The organism is Haloferax marinisediminis (assembly GCF_009674585.1).
GTDB classification, from domain to species: Archaea; Halobacteriota; Halobacteria; order Halobacteriales; family Haloferacaceae; genus Haloferax; species Haloferax marinisediminis.
Map to the genome: position 1 here is coordinate 2,418,784 of NZ_WKJP01000001.1, position 15,969 is coordinate 2,434,752.

Annotated in this window: 19 protein-coding genes; 13 read left to right on the forward strand and 6 right to left on the reverse strand. The window is 63.9% G+C overall.

Translation table 11 applies throughout. The annotated features are described in order from the left end of the window. The first annotated feature begins 35 nt into the window (after positions 1-35). Both GJR98_RS17525 and GJR98_RS12575 read left to right on the forward strand, forming a co-directional pair. Positions 36-203 (forward strand): hypothetical protein, encoded by a 168-nt coding sequence (locus GJR98_RS17525; RefSeq protein WP_191965463.1) that lies wholly within the window; start codon positions 36-38, stop codon positions 201-203. A 51-nt stretch (positions 204-254) separates the two neighbouring features. Continuing rightward, positions 255-1,157, forward strand: a complete 903-nt coding sequence (locus GJR98_RS12575) for a DUF7847 domain-containing protein (protein ID WP_151138993.1) — start codon at positions 255-257, stop codon at positions 1,155-1,157. Here GJR98_RS12575 and GJR98_RS12580 read toward each other — a convergent pair whose 3' ends face one another. Next, on the reverse strand, positions 1,158-1,655 hold the full coding sequence (locus tag GJR98_RS12580) for a LabA-like NYN domain-containing protein (RefSeq protein WP_151138995.1): 498 nt from the start codon (positions 1,653-1,655) through the stop codon (positions 1,158-1,160). 349 nt (positions 1,656-2,004) lie between these two features. On the opposite strand from GJR98_RS12580, the gene dapA reads away from it, so the two are divergent. The 11 genes from dapA to psmA all read left to right on the forward strand — a co-directional run bounded on the left by dapA (position 2,005) and on the right by psmA (position 11,054). Next, positions 2,005-2,922 (forward strand): 4-hydroxy-tetrahydrodipicolinate synthase, encoded by a 918-nt coding sequence (gene dapA, locus GJR98_RS12585; protein WP_151138996.1) that lies wholly within the window; start codon positions 2,005-2,007, stop codon positions 2,920-2,922. Next, a complete protein-coding gene (gene dapB, locus GJR98_RS12590) occupies positions 2,919-3,680 on the forward strand; it encodes a 4-hydroxy-tetrahydrodipicolinate reductase (RefSeq protein ID WP_151138997.1) in 762 nt (253 codons plus the stop codon). Before dapA ends, dapB begins: the two co-directional genes overlap by 4 nt. After that, positions 3,677-4,519, forward strand: a complete 843-nt coding sequence (locus GJR98_RS12595) for a 2,3,4,5-tetrahydropyridine-2,6-dicarboxylate N-succinyltransferase (RefSeq protein ID WP_151138998.1) — start codon at positions 3,677-3,679, stop codon at positions 4,517-4,519. The genes dapB and GJR98_RS12595 overlap by 4 nt, the downstream gene beginning before the upstream one ends. Continuing rightward, on the forward strand, positions 4,516-5,763 hold the full coding sequence (lysA, locus tag GJR98_RS12600; protein ID WP_151138999.1) for a diaminopimelate decarboxylase: 1,248 nt from the start codon (positions 4,516-4,518) through the stop codon (positions 5,761-5,763). Before GJR98_RS12595 ends, lysA begins: the two co-directional genes overlap by 4 nt. Before the next feature lie 21 nt (positions 5,764-5,784). Continuing rightward, on the forward strand, positions 5,785-6,651 hold the full coding sequence (gene dapF, locus GJR98_RS12605; RefSeq protein WP_151139000.1) for a diaminopimelate epimerase: 867 nt from the start codon (positions 5,785-5,787) through the stop codon (positions 6,649-6,651). Then, a complete protein-coding gene (locus GJR98_RS12610; RefSeq protein ID WP_151139001.1) occupies positions 6,648-7,739 on the forward strand; it encodes a M20 family metallopeptidase in 1,092 nt (363 codons plus the stop codon). Before dapF ends, GJR98_RS12610 begins: the two co-directional genes overlap by 4 nt. Positions 7,740-7,789: 50 nt before the next feature. Next, complete coding sequence (locus GJR98_RS12615; protein ID WP_151139002.1) at positions 7,790-8,350, forward strand: BGTF surface domain-containing protein; 561 nt, start codon at positions 7,790-7,792, stop codon at positions 8,348-8,350. A 148-nt stretch (positions 8,351-8,498) separates the two neighbouring features. Beyond that, on the forward strand, positions 8,499-9,194 hold the full coding sequence (locus tag GJR98_RS12620) for an RNase P subunit p30 family protein (protein WP_151139003.1): 696 nt from the start codon (positions 8,499-8,501) through the stop codon (positions 9,192-9,194). Further along, entirely contained in the window at positions 9,178-9,813 is a 636-nt protein-coding gene (locus GJR98_RS12625; protein ID WP_151139004.1) for a class I SAM-dependent methyltransferase, read from the forward strand. Before GJR98_RS12620 ends, GJR98_RS12625 begins: the two co-directional genes overlap by 17 nt. Beyond that, positions 9,810-10,289, forward strand: coding sequence for an Rpp14/Pop5 family protein (locus GJR98_RS12630; RefSeq protein ID WP_151139005.1), 480 nt, complete (start codon positions 9,810-9,812; stop codon positions 10,287-10,289). Before GJR98_RS12625 ends, GJR98_RS12630 begins: the two co-directional genes overlap by 4 nt. 6 nt (positions 10,290-10,295) lie before the next feature. After that, positions 10,296-11,054 (forward strand): archaeal proteasome endopeptidase complex subunit alpha, encoded by a 759-nt coding sequence (gene psmA / locus GJR98_RS12635; RefSeq protein WP_151139006.1) that lies wholly within the window; start codon positions 10,296-10,298, stop codon positions 11,052-11,054. Positions 11,055-11,196: 142 nt separating this feature from the next. Here psmA and GJR98_RS12640 read toward each other — a convergent pair whose 3' ends face one another. The 5 genes from GJR98_RS12640 to GJR98_RS12660 all read right to left on the reverse strand — a co-directional run bounded on the left by GJR98_RS12640 (position 11,197) and on the right by GJR98_RS12660 (position 15,870). Beyond that, a complete protein-coding gene (locus GJR98_RS12640) occupies positions 11,197-11,550 on the reverse strand; it encodes a helix-turn-helix transcriptional regulator (protein ID WP_151139007.1) in 354 nt (117 codons plus the stop codon). Positions 11,551-11,575: 25 nt separating this feature from the next. Next, positions 11,576-12,328 carry an NRDE family protein gene (locus tag GJR98_RS12645; protein ID WP_151139008.1) on the reverse strand — a complete coding sequence of 251 codons (753 nt, stop codon included), beginning with the start codon at positions 12,326-12,328 and terminating at the stop codon, positions 11,576-11,578. A 63-nt stretch (positions 12,329-12,391) separates the two neighbouring features. Continuing rightward, positions 12,392-12,889: a hypothetical protein gene (locus GJR98_RS12650; protein WP_151139009.1), complete on the reverse strand. Its 498-nt coding sequence runs from the start codon at positions 12,887-12,889 to the stop codon at positions 12,392-12,394. Positions 12,890-12,931: 42 nt separating this feature from the next. After that, positions 12,932-15,379: a dihydropteroate synthase gene (gene folP, locus GJR98_RS12655; RefSeq protein ID WP_151139010.1), complete on the reverse strand. Its 2,448-nt coding sequence runs from the start codon at positions 15,377-15,379 to the stop codon at positions 12,932-12,934. Between the two features lie 62 nt (positions 15,380-15,441). Then, positions 15,442-15,870 carry a universal stress protein gene (locus GJR98_RS12660; RefSeq protein ID WP_151139011.1) on the reverse strand — a complete coding sequence of 143 codons (429 nt, stop codon included), beginning with the start codon at positions 15,868-15,870 and terminating at the stop codon, positions 15,442-15,444. Positions 15,871-15,969: the final 99 nt, after the last annotated feature.

Here is a 15,969-nt window from a genome sequence, read left to right on the forward strand (position 1 = left end):
AAAGTCCTAAGTACTGGAACGACTGCCGTCGGAGTATGTCAGTGGATATTCGACTCGCTGGGGTAGGGACCGTGTTACTCCTCGCGAGTAGCGCCCTCCTCATGCAGACGTCCATCGATGGCCGTCTGTCTGCCCTTCTCGCCGCCACCGCCACCGTCGGCGCTTTTGCAACCGTTCTGCGCGCGTCGTCGCCGACGGCGTAGTCCGGTTTCGACCCGCTACTTTACGTATTAGCGCTTCGACACGTCGGACGTATGGCAGCTATCAGTTCTCTCAAGACTGCCCTCCAGAGTATCGGAAAGAATCCGGTGTTGTTTCTCGGGGGACTCGCACTCGGTCTCGTTACGCTCCCACAACTCGCCACGCAGTTGGCACAGATTCCCTTCGTCCCAACCATCCTGCAGGTCGTAACGTTCTTCGTCACGCCGTTCATCGCCGCTGGAATCTACGGCATGGCGGACGAAGCAGTCGAACACGCCGAGGGGCGAACGTCGCTGTCGACCCTGACCACCGTCGGCCGTGAGAAGTACGTCCCGTTGTTGCTGGCCAACATCGTCGAACTCGGCATCGTCATCGCGTTCGGTATCGTGTTCGCCATCATCGCGGCGATTATCGCCATCAGTCTGGGCGTTGGGTCGCTCGCCGGTGGCGGCGACCTCGCAATCGGTGGTGGGTTCCTCGTCGGTGTCGTCGTACTCGGACTCCTCTTCGTGGTGTTCCTCGTCGTCAACTTCCTCATCCAGTTCTTCCCGGTCGCCGTCGTCGTCAGCGACACGGGCGCAATCGAGTCGTTCGGTGAGAGCTATCGACTCGTCCGGGCGAACATCGTCTCGACACTCGGCTACTCGGTCATCCAGCTCGTCGTCGGTCTCCTCGTCTCGATTCCCGTCTCTGGATTCATCTTCTTCCGGACGTTCCAGAACTTCCAGGCCATCCAGAGCGCGGGCGGTGCGACGCCGGGCGCAGTCCCCGCAGGACTCGGCTTTTCGACGACAGAAATCGTCGCGATTGCAGCGATATCGCTGGCGATGCAGATGCTCTTGACGACGTTCCAGTACACGTACGCCGTCGCGTTCTTCGAAGCACACGAGTCGGAGAAACCCGGTCCAACTGGACCCGACATCGACGGCGACTCGGTGATTCCGAACTTCGAGTGATTACAGCAGGAACGTCTCTTGCCGCTCTGAGAGGTCGATGAAGGTGTCTGCGGCGTCGATGAGTTCGTCTGCGGTCGACTCTTTGAACGACATCACTTCGACGCGGACGCCCTCGTGTCGGAGGTGCGAACAGAGGCGTTCGAAGTCGCCGTCGCCAGAACAGAGGACGATGGTGTCGACGTGGTTGGCGAGGCTGACGGCGTCGAGAGCCATCCCGAGGTCCCAGTCGGCCTTCTTCGACCCGTCGCCGAACGTCTTGATGTCCTTGATTTTCGTCTCAAAACCGATGTCGATGAGTGCATCAAAAAACCGTTCTTCGTCCGGCGAATCCGCGCGGATAACGTAGGCAATCGCACGAGTGAGCGCGCGGTCTGCGGTCGCTTTGTCTAAGAGCGACGAATAATCGATATTTCGTGAGTACAGACTCTGTGCCGTATGGTACAGATTCTGCGCGTCGGCTAAGATAGCGACGCGTTGGTCTGGGTGAATCTCTGTCATTCGTCAGTGGGTTGCACTCCCCGGGCTAATAACCGTCCGGGAGTGTCCCCGAAAAGAGAGAACCGTCCGGGAACCCGGAGAGTAGGCCGATGGCAGGTCATGCACAGTGCGCAAATTATAATAGCCCTCCAGTTCCTCCATCCGATGTGAACCACTCCACGCGACCTTCCACGACCGCCACACGGTCGACAGCGTCGCGTGCAGATTTCTTTTCGAAAAAACGCGCGTACTGAATCGCTCGTTGCGGGAGTAGCGACCCCGTCTCGGGCGAACCCCTGACGACGCGCACTCGGTTTCACGACCGTTTCCCACACATCACCACATCCGTCCAAACACCACACACTGACACATGACAACACTTGACCTTCGCGGCGTCTACCCCGCGATGACCACCCCGTTCAACGAAGACGGGAGTATCGACTTCGAACAACTGCAGTCCGACACCCGTCGCCTCGAAGACGCAGGCGTCGATGGCCTCGTCCCGGTCGGGTCGACCGGTGAGTCGGCGACGCTGACCCACGACGAACACGTCGAAGTGGTCGAAGCAGTCGTCGAGGCAGTCGAGGACGTGCCCGTCATCGCCGGGTCAGGGTCCAACTCGACCCGAGAGGCACTCGAACTCTCTCGACGCTCTGCCGAGGCCGGTGCCGACGCACTCCTCCTCATCTCGCCGTACTACAACAAGCCCGAACAGTCCGGACTCGTCGAACACTACCAAACTCTCGCCGACGAGGTGGACCTCCCGCAAATCGTCTACAACGTCCCCGGACGCACGGGAAGCAACATCCTGCCCGAGACGGCCGCGACACTCGCCGAACACCCGAACATCGTCGGCTACAAGGCTGCCAGCGGTGACCTCGGCCAGATTTCGCAGGTCGTCGAGTACACCCAAGACGAGGACTTCGCGGTCCTCTCTGGCGACGACGGCCTGACGCTCCCGGTTCTCTCGGTCGGGGGCGTCGGTACCATCTCCGTCGTGGCGAACATCGAACCGGCGCGAACCGGCGCACTGGTCCACTCGGCACTGCAGGGCGATTACGAACGAGCGCGTGAGATTCACCACGAACTCGGCCCACTCTGCCGCCACCTGTTCGTCGAGACGAACCCCATTCCGGTCAAGGAAGCGATGGAGATTCGCGGCTACGGTCCGGCGCGCCTGCGCCCACCGCTGACTCGCCTCACCGAACCAAACGTCGAAGAGATGCGTCGCATCCTCGACGACCTCGCCGCCGAGCAGGCGGTCTCTGACGGGGGGAGCGCCGAGTGACGGTACGCGTCGCCGTCACCGGTGCGACTGGCCGAATGGGTGCGGAAGTCCTCGCCGCCGCAGCAGACCGTGAGGACCTCGAGGTCGCCTTCGCGGTCAGTCGCTCCGCGGGTGGTGAAGTCGAAGGTGTCGCCGTCGAAGACGCCGCTGACCTCCCCGAACTGCTCGCCGCACACGACCCGGACGTCCTCGTCGACTTCACCGGACCGGACTCCTGCGTCGAGTACGCGGCCGCCTGCGCCGAAGCAGGTGTCGCCGTCGTCTCGGGAACGACCGGTCTGAGCGAGGGTGGATTCGACGCCCTCCGCGAGACGGCCGAAACGGTTCCGGTACTCTACGCGTCGAACTTCTCGCGTGGTATCGCGGCACTCCGCCGGGCGGTCCGCGAGGCCATCCCTGCACTGGATGGCTACGACATCGAACTCACCGAGACGCACCACAACGCCAAGCGCGACGCCCCGAGCGGAACGGCGCTGACGATTTTAGACGATATCGACGACGTCAGAGGCGACTCCCCCCGCGTACACGGCCGCGAGGGCGAAGCACCCCGAACTGAGGGTGAAATCGGTGTCCACGCTCGCCGGGCGGGGGATATTGCCGGTGAGCACGAAGTATTACTGGCTGGAAATCACGAGTCACTCTCACTCACACACCGCGCGGGGTCGCGTGGAGTCTTCGCCGCTGGCGCACTCGACGCCGCGGTGTGGCTCTCGGGCCGCGACGCCGGGTGGTACGACTTCACCGAGGTACTCGAATGAGCCTAGAATCCGACGTACGAAACCTGTGGCAGCGATATAACGACGGCGACGTAGACGCCTCCTCGGCGACCGTCGACGAACTCGACACACTCGATGCGTTCCTCGCCGCCCTCGAAGCGGGCGAGGTGCGCGCAGCAGAGAAGACGGGGTCCCACGTGACCTCGTGGGAAGCAAACGAGTGGGTCAAGCGAGGAATCCTCCTCAACTTCGGCCTGCGCGAGACGCTCACCCGCGAGTACGGCGACGTTCGCTACCACGACGTGCTGCCGCTGCGCGACACCGAAGACCTCAACGACCGAGGCACGCGAAACACGCCGGACGGAACCGTCATTCGCCGCGGTGCGTACCTCGGCTCCGACTGTATCATGATGAGCCCTTCGTTCGTGAACATCGGCGCGTACGTGGACGACGGAACGCTCGTCGACTCGTGTGACACCGTCGGCTCGTGCGCCCAGATTGGCGCGAACGTCAAGCTCGGTGCGAACACCCTCATCGGTGGCGTCCTCGAACCCGTCGAAGACGCGCCGGTCGTCGTCGAAGACGGTGCCGCGCTCGGTGCTGGCTGTCGCGTCACCTCCGGCTTCGTCGTCGGCGAGAACTCCATCGTCGGCGAGAACACGCTTCTCACGCCGCGTATCCCCGTCTACGACCTCGTGGACGAGGAGATTCACTACGGCCACCTGCCGGCGAACCGCCGGGCGTTCACCCGATTCGTCGAGTCCTCGCTCGGCGACCACGACCTGTTCGCCGGCGGCGCCTACAAACCGGCCGTCGTCGCGCTGGACATCGAAGACGACACCCTCGACGCGACCCGTCGAGAGGAGGCACTCCGCGAATGAGCGAGGGAGGTCCGGCCGTCCGGCGACTGTCCGACTGGGACCGCGAGCAACTCCTGTCGCTCGCCGACGAGTTCGGGTCGCCGCTGTACGTGACCGACCTCCAGCGCGTCCGCGAGAACTGCGTCCGCCTCAGCGAGGCGTTCCCCGAGGCACACATCAGCTACGCAGTCAAGGCCCACACGGGGCAGGCAGTTCTCGAAACCGTCCGCGACGCAGGGCTCGACGCCGAGTGTGCCTCCGCAGGCGAAGTCGAACGCGCCCTCGAAGCGGGATTCCCCGGCGAACACATCCGATACACGGCGGTCAACCCGCCGGCCGCCGACCTCGACCACGTCGTCGACCGCTGGGAGGCGAACCCCGAGATGACCATCACGGTCGGCGCCGAGGACACCATCGACCGCCTCGCCGACCGGGGATTCGACGGGCGTCTCTGTCTCCGGGCGAACCCCGGTGTCGGCGCGGGCCACCACGAGAAGGTCACCACCGGTGGCCACGCGAAGTTCGGCATCCCAATCGACCGCGTGCCGAAACTCGCTGAGAACGTCCGTGACGACTTCGACCTCGTCGGCGTCCATGCCCACGCAGGCAGTGGCATTTCCGGCGACGACCTCTCGGCGCACCGGGAACTCGTCCGCCGGATGGGCGACCTCGCGCGCTCCATCGACGGCCTCGAATTCGTCGACATCGGCGGCGGATTCGGTGTCCCGTACCGCGACGACGAACCCCCACTCGACCTCGCTGCAGTCGCCGACGCGACCCGCGAGGCACTCGGCGACACCGACGCCCAACTCGCTATCGAACCCGGGCGGTACGTCGTCGCCGACGCTGGCGTCCTCCTCTCAGCGGTGAACACCATCAAGGAGGTCCCAGAAACGACCGTCGTCGGCATCGACGCTGGTATGACGACGTTGCTCCGACCGGCGATGTACGACGCGTACCACGAAATTTCGAACCTCTCTCGCCCGGACGCCGAACCGGTCTCGACCATCGTCGCGGGACCGGTCTGTGAGACGAGCGACGTCTTCGCAGAAGACCGACCGCTCGCCCGCCCAGAGCGCGGCGACGTCATCGCAATCGGCAACGCGGGGGCATACGGCTACGAGATGGCAAGCACCTACAACTCGCGGCCGCGACCCCCAGAAGTCGTCCTCGACGCCAACGGACCCCGTGTGGCCCGTCGTCGTGAGACGCTCGACGACATCACCACCCTCGAACGAACCGTATCCGAGCAACTCCCCAACTGACCAAGCACACCACCCAGAATCATGAGCGTACTAAACACCGTACCATTCGAAAAGTTCCACGGCACCGGAAACGACTTCTTCGTCGTCGATGCCGAAGACCCAGTCCCAGACCGACCCGCGTTCGCACGAACGCACTGCGACAGACAGGGCGGCATCGCCCTCGCAGACAGCGACCGACGTGGCGCAGATGGCGTCCTGTTTCTCGCACTCGAGTCTCGATACGACCCACCCCGCGTCGTCATGACTCTCGTCCAACCAGACGGCTCTGTCGCCGCGATGTGCGGCAACGGTGCCCGCGTGGCCGCCGCGTGGGCGGCCGAACGAACCGGGTCGGACCAGATTATGATCGACACGCCAGCTGGCACCCGACGAGCAACGCTCGACGGTGGCAACGTGACCGTCGAGATGGGTGTCCCCTCGTTCGACCCGCGAGACGTTCCACTCGCCAGTGACGAGGAACTCGTCGAAGCAGACGTCGAGGGCCTCACCGTCACGGCAGTCGACACGGGCGTCCCCCACGCCGTCGCGTTCGTCGACGACATCGACGACATCGACCTCGAAGCGATCGCCCCGTCGATTCGACACGCACCGCTGTTCCCCGACGGAACGAACGTCACGCTCGCCTCACCGGGCGGAGAAGGTGGCTTCCGCCAACGAACCTTCGAACGCGGCGTCGAGGGCGAAACGCAGTCCTGCGGAACCGGCGCAGTCGCCGTTGTCGCCGTCGCAAAGCGACTCGGACTCGTCTCCGGTGACGACCCTGTCAGCGTCTCTCCACCGGGTGGGACGCTTTCGGTGACGGTCCCCGACGAGGGGCCTGCACTCCTCGGTGGCCCGGCCGTTCACGAAGGTGACGGCGAAGCCGATATCGTCTTCCGCGAACGATGACCGGCGGCGGGTTCGACCCCGTCGCGTTCCTCGAACAGGCGGTTCCTGTCGCCTCGAACGAGGACGTTGACGAGATGCGAGACCTGCTCGTCGCCACACTCGACGAATACGGCGCTGACCCCGTCGTAGACGACGCCGGTAATACGATTGCCGCCAAGGGTGCGTCCGACCCCGAAACGCACGTCGTCCTCAACACCCACATCGACACCGTCTCACCCCACGTTCCGTACGACCGCGAAGACGGCATCATCCACGGGCGAGGGTCGTGTGACGCAAAAGGGCCGCTCGCGGCGCTCCTCTCCGCGTTCTTCGCTGTCGACCCTGCACCGGATGCCCGGGTGACGCTGGCTATCACTCCAGACGAGGAACTCCTCTCGACGGGTGCGGCCGCACTCGACCTCGATGGCGACATGTACATCGTCGGCGAACCGACGGGACTCGACGTGTGTACGGCGGCCAAGGGCCGGTTCGAAGGGACGGTCTCACTCAGCGGTGTGGCCGCACACGCAGCGGAACCTGACTCCGGTTCGAACGCCATCGACGCGCTCGCGTCCGTCCTCGACGCACTTCGGGCGTTCGACGCCGAGAGGGAGACACACCCCGACCTCGGTGAAGCGACGTTGACGCCGACGATGGTCGACGGTGGTGAGAACTCGAATCAAGTGCCGGCCGACTGCCGACTCGTGGTCGACCGACGGAGCGTTCCGCCAGAGACCGCAGATGGGTTCCGCTCGGAACTCACGTCGACACTCCAGTCGGTCGTTCCCGAGGGAGTCGGTGTCGACTTCCAACTCACCGAGCGCCCGACACCGTTCCTCGAAGCGTTCGCGACCGACCCCGACCACGAACTCGTGACGACACTCGCGAGTGCCTCACGGGACGCAGGCGGACGAGGCGACGTTCGGCCGTTTACCGCTGCCACCGAGGCGTCGTACTTTTCACCTGCCCCGGTGGTCGTCTTCGGACCCGGTGTGCTCGCAGACGACGAGGGTGCAGTGGCCCACGCCGAACGTGAGTACGTGACGACCGCCGACGTACGAACTGCTGCTGCGGCGCTCGAAGACGCACTGGCGACACTCGTGGATTAGCTGTCAACCAATCACAACGTTCTTATTCGACCGCGGGGTCGTTTGAAACGATGCGCCCTCCACATACGCGCATCGTCTTTTTCGGTGTCCTCCTACTGGTGGCACCCGCGAGCATCGTCGCTAGCGATGGCGGGACCGCCATCGACCACCAAGGTGACGAAATCATCATCGGCGCCGCCACCGACCAACGTATCGAAGGGACGACGCCGTTCGAGTCGGGGACTATCATCGGTGTCCGTGTCAAGTCAGTCGGAGAGACACATCCGTTCCTCGTGTCGAAGGCCGTCAAGGTCGGAGAGAACGGGTCGTTCGACGTCGTCTTCGACCTGTCCGAGTTAGCGCCGTTACAGGGTGGCCCGATTCACGTCGAAGTCCGCCACAACGAGTCCACGATTCACGAACTCGACGGCGTCCTCGTGACGAAGAACATGCCTGCGGAGTCGACACTCACCTACGCGCCACCGACTGACGGGACCACGTCGCCACCGTCGACGACGACGGCGACCACCACTACACCCGACGATTCTTCCTCGGGAATCGACGTGCCAGGGTTCGGTATCGTCGCTGGTCTCGTCGCACTCGGCAGTGTGATACTCCTCACACGTCGGTGACCACGAGAGACGACCACTCGCGAACTCGATTCGACCGACTACGCCAGAACTAGCACGGCCGACCATTCACAGAATCCAGACGACCGACCACGCCCGCGCTCCGCGACGGAACGCAACGCCCTTTTTCCACCCCGCCTATCGTCGGCGTATGTACGAGGCGGTCTACGCACATCCGGACGGCGAGAGCACGGCAAGTCGCGTCGCACTCGCCGCCGCGAGGTACGGGTACGACGGTGTCGTCGTTCGCGGCATCGACGCGAACCCAGACTACGACCGCCTCCGTGAGGAACTCGACGTCGACCTCGTCGAAGCGGTCGAAATCGACGCTCCCGGCCCGGAACACGCGAGCGGTGCAGTCGGCAACTACCGACCACAGTGCGAACTCGTCATCATCCGTGGAGGGACGAACGCGCTCAATCGGTTCGCCGTCGAACAAGACCGAGTGGACGTGCTCGCGCGCCCGATGGACGGCCGAGGCAACTTCAACCACGTGTTGGCGAAAGCGGCCCGGGACAACGGCGTTCGCGTCGAATTCGACTTCGGCCCGGTCCTCCGAACCGACGGGGGAACGCGCGTGCAGGCGCTCTCTGACCTCCGAAAACTCCGCGAACTCGTCGAGTATTACGACGTTCCGTACGTCGTCTCTGGCGGCCCACACTCACACCTCGAACTCCGTGCGCCGCGCGAGTTAGCCGGACTCGGCGAAGTCATCGGGTTCGACCGCGAACAGGTTCTGGATGGCCTCCGCGAGTGGGGCCGTCTCGCCGAGCGAAACCGCGAGCGGATGTCCGAGTCGTTCATTGCCCCGGGCGTCAAACGAGGCCGATATGAAGAAGACGATTGAGGAGCACGCCGCCCGGTTTTCTGAAGTCGCCCCCGAGTACGACGAAAGCCAGGATAGCGAAGAGTACCGTGCGTGTGTCTCACTCGTCGTCCACTACGCTGACCCGTCGCCGGACGACGTCGTCCTCGATTTGGGCACGGGAACCGGCGCAATCGCCCTCGCCCTCGCACCGGACGCGAAGCACGTCGTCGGGCGTGATATCAGCGAGGGAATGCTCGAACAGGCACGGACCAAAGCCGCAGAAGTCGGCATCGAGAACGTCGATTTCGACATCGGACGGTTTCGTGAGCCAAACGTGCCAGCAGACCGTGAGATAGACGTGGTCGTCTCCAACTTCGCCATGCACCACCTCTCGGACGACGAAAAACGCGAGGCAATCCAGGTCATCGCCGACCTCGAACCCCGACGGTTCGTCCTCGGTGACGTGATGTTCTTCGGCGAACCCGACCCAGACGAACCCTTCTACACACCCGAAGTCGACGACCCGTCGACCGTCGGCTTCCTCGCCGACGCACTCACTGACGCTGGATTCGTCCTGACCGCCGTCGAATCGGTACACGAACAGGTCGGCGTGCTCGTTGCCGAGCGCGCCCCACTCGGGGGCGAGGAGACGCAATGAAACACCTCCCGAAACACCTCCGACCGCGGTGGCGATATCTCGCCGTCGAGATAGAGACGTGGCCCGACGCGAACCTCAGTCGCGGCACGTTCCAGCGCGAACTGTGGTACGCCGCACAGAACCTCTTCGGCGACGCTGGGAGCGCGGACGCCGACTTGACCGTCCTCGGATTCGACTTCGCCGACAGCATCGCCGAGACGATAATTCGGGTCCGACGAGGGTACGTCGACGACGGACGTGCTGCACTCGCCTGTATCGACACGATTGGAGACGACCCTGTCGGGGTGAGAGTGCGAGGCGTCTCCGGGACGGTACGTGCCTGTTCGGAAAGGTATTTACACGGCCGGGCCGGAATTTCTGAGGAGAGAGACGTCGTGTTCGAGAACGAATCCCGGACTGCCGTCGTCCGCAACTCCCTCTTGGACGTTCGCGGTCCGGACGGGTTCACGGGCGCGACGCAACTCGATTTCGAGTGATACTCTATGCAGGGACAAGCGCAACAACAGGCGTACGACCGCGGGATTACTATCTTCTCGCCGGATGGTCGACTCTATCAGGTCGAATACGCTCGTGAGGCCGTCAAGCGCGGCACCGCGAGCATCGGTGTGCGAACGTCCGAGGGCGTCGTCCTCGCGGCGGACAAGCGTTCTCGCTCGCCACTGATGGAACCGACGAGCGTCGAGAAGATTCACAAGGCGGACGACCACATCGGTATCGCGAGCGCCGGCCACGTCGCCGACGCCCGCCAACTCATCGACTTCGCCCGCCGCCAGTCGCAGGTCAACCGCCTCCGCTACGGCGAACCGATCGGTATCGAGACGCTGACCAAGGAAGTCACCGACCACATCCAGCAGTACACGCAGGTCGGCGGTGCCCGTCCGTTCGGTGTGGCCCTCCTCATCGGCGGCGTCGAAAACGGCACCCCGCGCCTCTACGAGACGGACCCCTCGGGGACGCCCTACGAGTGGAAGGCCGTCGCAATCGGTGCCGACCGCGGCGACCACCAAGAACATCTCGAAGAGAACTACCGCGACGACCTGACCCTCGAAGAGGGAATCGCGCTGGCGCTCGAAGCCATCGCCTCCACCAACGAGGAAGGAACCTCGCCCGACGGCGTCGACGTGGCGACCATCTCGGCTGAGACCGAACGCTTCGTCGAGCTGTCGAACGAGGAGATCGAAGAACACCTCGCCGCCAACGACCTGCTGGCGTCCGAGGACGACGAAACGTCCGAAGAGTAGACCGCATCCCGCGGTTTCGCGTATTCTTCTTCGAACCGACACCACCGTCGTCACTGGCGAGTCTACACAGAGATACGTCGGCAAAAGTCCCGAATCCGACAGTTGGTCGGGTCAGCGGTCGAATCTCGGTCGGGCTGGGTGGTTAGTATTCCTCGTAGGCGAGGTTCATCAGCCACTGCGAGAAGGCGTTACTGTTCGCGTTTATCTCTTCTTCGCCGATGAACGGCGAGAGCATGTCGCCGGCCATGAGCATCGAGAACTGCAGGTCGCGGGCGGCGGGTTCGAGATAGTAGGTGGTGTGACCGTTGTAGACGGCCTGACTCCGCTTGATGAGTTCGAGAGACTCCAGAACTTCCGCGATACGGCTTCCCTTGCGGGAGGAGATGTCGAGTTCTTTCCAGAAGTCACTCTGATGGATGCCGCCCGACTCGCGGATGAGTTCGAGTCCCGCGCGCTCATCGGAAGAAAGGTCGGCTTCGGCTTCGCTCGCGCTCATACAACCTACACGTCGGGCGAGTGGTTTAACGGTGACGTTCGACCCGTTCGAAGCCAGTCTGACACGGCGAACCCTCAGCAAATTCGTACGAAGTCTCTTCGGTTCCAACGGTGATGAGCGACGACGAACGGGTGCCGAACCGACCCTCTGGGTCGTGGACACAGACGCCGAAGTCGTGGTCGCCGAGGGCGTCGGCCGCCCGTTTTCTCCACGCTACCATCGACTCGCTCGGCTCAGGTTGGAGTGCTTCCCAGAGACGGCGGGCGTTGTCGGCCTGCTGTTCGCCTCGCTCGGGACGCATCGCCGGGACGAACCACGAGTCGTGCGTGCCGACGTTCACGACGACGTGGACGCCGGGGTCGAAGTTCCGAACCGAGAGGCTCCCGTCCCACTCGAAGTACAGCGCCGCGTTCTCGTCGGCGATGACGAGGTTGAACCCGTCGTAGGTGTGGTCGTCCACCGAGTGTTCGACGAACCGAGCGGCGTCTTCGGCCGTCTCGTGGCGCAAGGCATCGCGGACGAGGTGACCGCGCGAGCGCTCGCCGCCGCCATCGACCTCGACCCACCGATTGGTGATGCCGACGAAGACGCCAGCGTCGTTGTAGCCGACCCACGTGCCACCCGCCTCAGAGTCGCGCGGGGCGACTATCGCCGGGCCGTCGCCGTTCTCCCATCGCTGTGGGGGTTCGGCAGGCCTGTCGAGGAGTTCGTCGCGGTTGGCGGCGACGACGACGGGTGCAGCTTCGAACACCTGCCACGCGAGGATGAGTGTGCACACGAGTGTGGATAGGAATCCCCTGGGCAAAAATGCGTGTCTCGGTAGTGGTGTGCTGCGCGCAGTTCAGACCTCGGTTTCGTCGAATTCGATTGCATCGTCCGAGATGATGATGGTGAGTCCGTTACTGTCCGGTTGCGGTCCGAACGACTGCGATGCCGATGGCCCATCCACGACACACACCGACACGCGGTGTTCCAAGTCCATCGTCGGAACATCTTCGAACACTGCTCCCGACTCGGGGTTCTCCGGTGAGTACGGTTTCACACGCGGCCCGAGTTCGAGTCGTCTCCCGAACACAGGAGTTTGCTCGTCCGATGGCGTCACGACCACGTCTACTATGATTGCCTCTTCGCGGTGATTGAGGACAGTCAGGTCGTTCGCGACCCACAGGCCCAACTCCGGAGCCTCTGTGGATTCCGCAGTCGTCTTCTCTTCGCTGGTGGGTGACGCTGTCGTCGGGGACACATTGGTCTGGGACCGCTGTTCCGCACACCCTGCGATGGTGCCAACTGAGAGGGCACCTGCTCGTTTGATGAACCATCGACGAGGGTGACGTGGCATATGCGCGATGACTCGCTATCGTGTCAAAAGAATAGCTGCTGACTACTCGTCGTCTTCGAACCGACCCGGGTCGCGCGACGCCAGCGCGACGTTCACGGCGGCGACGTTCTCCGGCACGTCGTGGACGCGGACGATATCTGCGCCGCGGTCCGCAGCGATAGTCGTCCCGGCGATGGTCGCCGCGAGGTTGTCACCGGTCTGCTCGCCGACGAGCGAGAACATCGACTTGTGCGAGTGCCCGACGAGGATGGGACAGCCAAGCGCGCTGAGCTCGTCGATGCGACCGAGGAGTTCGAAGTTCTCCGCTTTCGACTTGCCGAAGCCGAGGCCGGGGTCGACGATGATGTTGTGTCGCGGGATACCCGCTTTCTCTGCGAGGAGCACGCGTTCTGTGAGTTCTCCGATGACGTCTTCGACCACGTCGTCGTAGTCGATGTTCTTGTCTGGAATCACCGGCGCGTCGATGCTGTGCATCACGATGACTGGGACGTCGCGTTCGGCCGCGAGGAAGCGCATCTCGGGGTCTTCGAGGCCGGTCACGTCGTTGAGGATGTCCGCGCCCGCGTCGAGGGCCGCCTCGGCGACGGCGGCTTTCCGGGTGTCGACCGAGACGAGCGCGTCGAGGTCCGAAATCGCCTCGATGACCGGCGTGACGCGACGAATCTCCTCGTCGATGGGGACTTCCTCGGCACCCGGTCGGGTGCTCTCGCCGCCGACGTCGATGATGTCGACGCCTGCATCGACCATCGCCTGCGCCTGCGAGACGGCGTCGTCGATGTCGTAGAACTGCCCGCCGTCGTGGAAACTGTCCGGGGTGACGTTCAGGATTCCCATGACGGCGGTGCCGTCTTCCCACGGATAGCCGTGGTGCTCGGCGTCGCCGTCGAGTCCGACACTCGTTCGAATCTCGTCGGCGAGTTCCAAGAGAGCGTACGGCCGGTCCCGAAGGTTCGTGGTGAGGCGCTCGAACTGGTTCAGCGTCGCCATCATGACAACGTCGACGAGTTCGCCACCCGACTCGTGTCCGGAGACGGCGCACGTGCCACCGATGGCGAGCAGTTCTTCGCGAAGAACCTCCGCTTGGCGACCCTGGACGCGTGTCCGAACAGTCCGGAAGACGCCTCGGTCGGCGCCGCCTGCGCTGGTCGTCGAAACGTGTGCTCGGGCGAGCGTCTCGCGAGCGTCGTCGAGTGTTCGATTGGTCTTCGGCACCATCGCGCGCGTCCACGTCGTCCGTGCTTCAGCGACGACGAACAGCGACCCGACGACGAGGACGCAGTCGTCCACGTGGGCGTGTCTCAGAGCCTTCGTCAGTGCAGATGGCACTGCACTCCCCGTGTGGACGTCGTCGATTCCAGACCGCTCGAAGACGGCAGCGAGAATCTCGGGGTCTTCGGCCCGGGAGATATCCGCCTGACACGTGACGACCGAGGTGACTTCGGGGAGTGCATCGACCATCTCGCGGTGGTCTTTGTCGTGCATCGCGCCGTAGACGAGGTGCAAATCGTCGTAGTCGAACTCGTCGAGAACCGTCGCGAGTTGTGCACACGCGTCCGGGTTGTGGGCACCGTCGAGGACGACCATCGGGTCGGTCGACATGACTTCGAACCGTCCCGGCCAGTGGGCATTTCGCAGGCCGCGGTGAATCGCGTCGGTGGCGATGTCTGGGTTGACCTGTCGGGCCAACGCGACGGCGATACCGGCGTTACGTGCCTGATAGGCGCCCAGAAGTGGGATTCGGAGGTCGAGGTGCTCGTCGTCGGTTTCGACGGTGACGGCCGCTTCTTGATGGTTCACACGGCCGCCGTAGGCAGTACGAACGTCGGCGTCCGAACCGATTTCGTCGACGGTCAGCACGTCACCGACTTCGTCACGGATGACGTCCAGTGCCTCGCCAGTCGCGCCGGTCACGAGCGGCGCGTCTGCGGGGGCGACTGCTGCTTTCGTCCGAGCAATCTCTTCGATGGTGTCGCCGAGAACTGCCGTGTGTTCGAGCGAGACGTTGGTGACTGCGCTGGCGATGGGGTCGACGGCGCTCGTCGCGTCGAGTTCGCCGCCCATCCCGACTTCGAGGACTGCAACGTCGACGTCGGCCTGTTCGAAGTACCAGATACCGAGTGCCGTCATCGTCTCGAAGAAGGTGAGTGGTTCGCCATCGGCGGCGCGGTCGACGAGGTACGGTTTGGCTTCGGCGACGAACGCCGACAGCGCGGACTCGGGTATCTTCCGGCCATCGACGCGGATACGCTCGCGGATATCGTCGAAGTGTGGTGACGTGTAGAGACCGACGCTCTGCCCTGCTTCGCGGAGCATCGATTCGAGCATCCGGGCGGTGCTTCCCTTTCCGTTCGACCCTGCAACCTGCACGAACGAGACGCCCTCGTGGGGGTCGCCGAGGTGAGAGAGTAACCGCTGAATCGACTCGGTCCCCGGCTTGACTTGGAAGCGCCGGAGGTCGAAAAGGAAGTTCACCGCCTCGTGGTACTCCATACGCAAAAAACCCGCACGGTGGGCTTAGGCCTAACGCTCCGTGCCCACCGGTCCGTCCCGCGTTACTCGTCGATGTGGACGACGAGAACCGGGCGCTTCGCGTTCTCGACGACGCGCTCTGTGACACTGCCGAGCGAGGTGAGTTTGTCGCGGCCGGTCCGACCGTGGGTCCCCATCACGACGACGTCGATGTCGTGTTCCTCGGCGTACTCGAGGATGATTCGGTGCGGGACACCCTCTCGGACCGCCGTGGTCGTCTCACACTTGCCCCTGCACTCGTCAGCACACTGCTCGACGGCCTCGATGGCCTCGTCGCGGAGGGACTGAATGACCGCATCCTGCTGGTCGCCACCGGCGGCGAGATAGACCCGCTGGTCGACGACCGAGAGGATGTGAACCGTCGAGGTGGACTTGGCGAGTTCGAGCGCGTGCTCGATTGCTTGCATCGTTCCCGGGCTACCGTCGGTTGGTACCAGAATATCCTCGTACATGCCCATGTGTTCGCCTCGCCGACACTTGAAGCATCCCGTTGGTTTTAGAAATTGGGAACGGTCGGATGGGTGGTGTGGTTGCGGATGGACGGAGGCTGG

Excerpts from the sequence above, each read along its gene's own strand:
- GJR98_RS17525 (WP_191965463.1), top strand. The coding sequence starts at position 36 with ATGTCAGTGGATATTCGACTCGCTGGGGTAGGGACCGTGTTACTCCTC.
- GJR98_RS12575 (WP_151138993.1), top strand. The coding sequence starts at position 255 with ATGGCAGCTATCAGTTCTCTCAAGACTGCCCTCCAGAGTATCGGAAAG.
- GJR98_RS12580 (WP_151138995.1), bottom strand. The coding sequence starts at position 1,655 with ATGACAGAGATTCACCCAGACCAACGCGTCGCTATCTTAGCCGACGCG.
- dapA (WP_151138996.1), top strand. The coding sequence starts at position 2,005 with ATGACAACACTTGACCTTCGCGGCGTCTACCCCGCGATGACCACCCCG.
- GJR98_RS12595 (WP_151138998.1), top strand. The coding sequence starts at position 3,677 with ATGAGCCTAGAATCCGACGTACGAAACCTGTGGCAGCGATATAACGAC.
- lysA (WP_151138999.1), top strand. The coding sequence starts at position 4,516 with ATGAGCGAGGGAGGTCCGGCCGTCCGGCGACTGTCCGACTGGGACCGC.
- dapF (WP_151139000.1), top strand. The coding sequence starts at position 5,785 with ATGAGCGTACTAAACACCGTACCATTCGAAAAGTTCCACGGCACCGGA.
- GJR98_RS12610 (WP_151139001.1), top strand. The coding sequence starts at position 6,648 with ATGACCGGCGGCGGGTTCGACCCCGTCGCGTTCCTCGAACAGGCGGTT.
- GJR98_RS12615 (WP_151139002.1), top strand. The coding sequence starts at position 7,790 with ATGCGCCCTCCACATACGCGCATCGTCTTTTTCGGTGTCCTCCTACTG.
- GJR98_RS12620 (WP_151139003.1), top strand. The coding sequence starts at position 8,499 with ATGTACGAGGCGGTCTACGCACATCCGGACGGCGAGAGCACGGCAAGT.
- GJR98_RS12625 (WP_151139004.1), top strand. The coding sequence starts at position 9,178 with ATGAAGAAGACGATTGAGGAGCACGCCGCCCGGTTTTCTGAAGTCGCC.
- GJR98_RS12630 (WP_151139005.1), top strand. The coding sequence starts at position 9,810 with ATGAAACACCTCCCGAAACACCTCCGACCGCGGTGGCGATATCTCGCC.
- psmA (WP_151139006.1), top strand. The coding sequence starts at position 10,296 with ATGCAGGGACAAGCGCAACAACAGGCGTACGACCGCGGGATTACTATC.
- GJR98_RS12640 (WP_151139007.1), bottom strand. The coding sequence starts at position 11,550 with ATGAGCGCGAGCGAAGCCGAAGCCGACCTTTCTTCCGATGAGCGCGCG.
- GJR98_RS12650 (WP_151139009.1), bottom strand. The coding sequence starts at position 12,889 with ATGCCACGTCACCCTCGTCGATGGTTCATCAAACGAGCAGGTGCCCTC.
- folP (WP_151139010.1), bottom strand. The coding sequence starts at position 15,379 with ATGGAGTACCACGAGGCGGTGAACTTCCTTTTCGACCTCCGGCGCTTC.
- GJR98_RS12660 (WP_151139011.1), bottom strand. The coding sequence starts at position 15,870 with ATGTACGAGGATATTCTGGTACCAACCGACGGTAGCCCGGGAACGATG.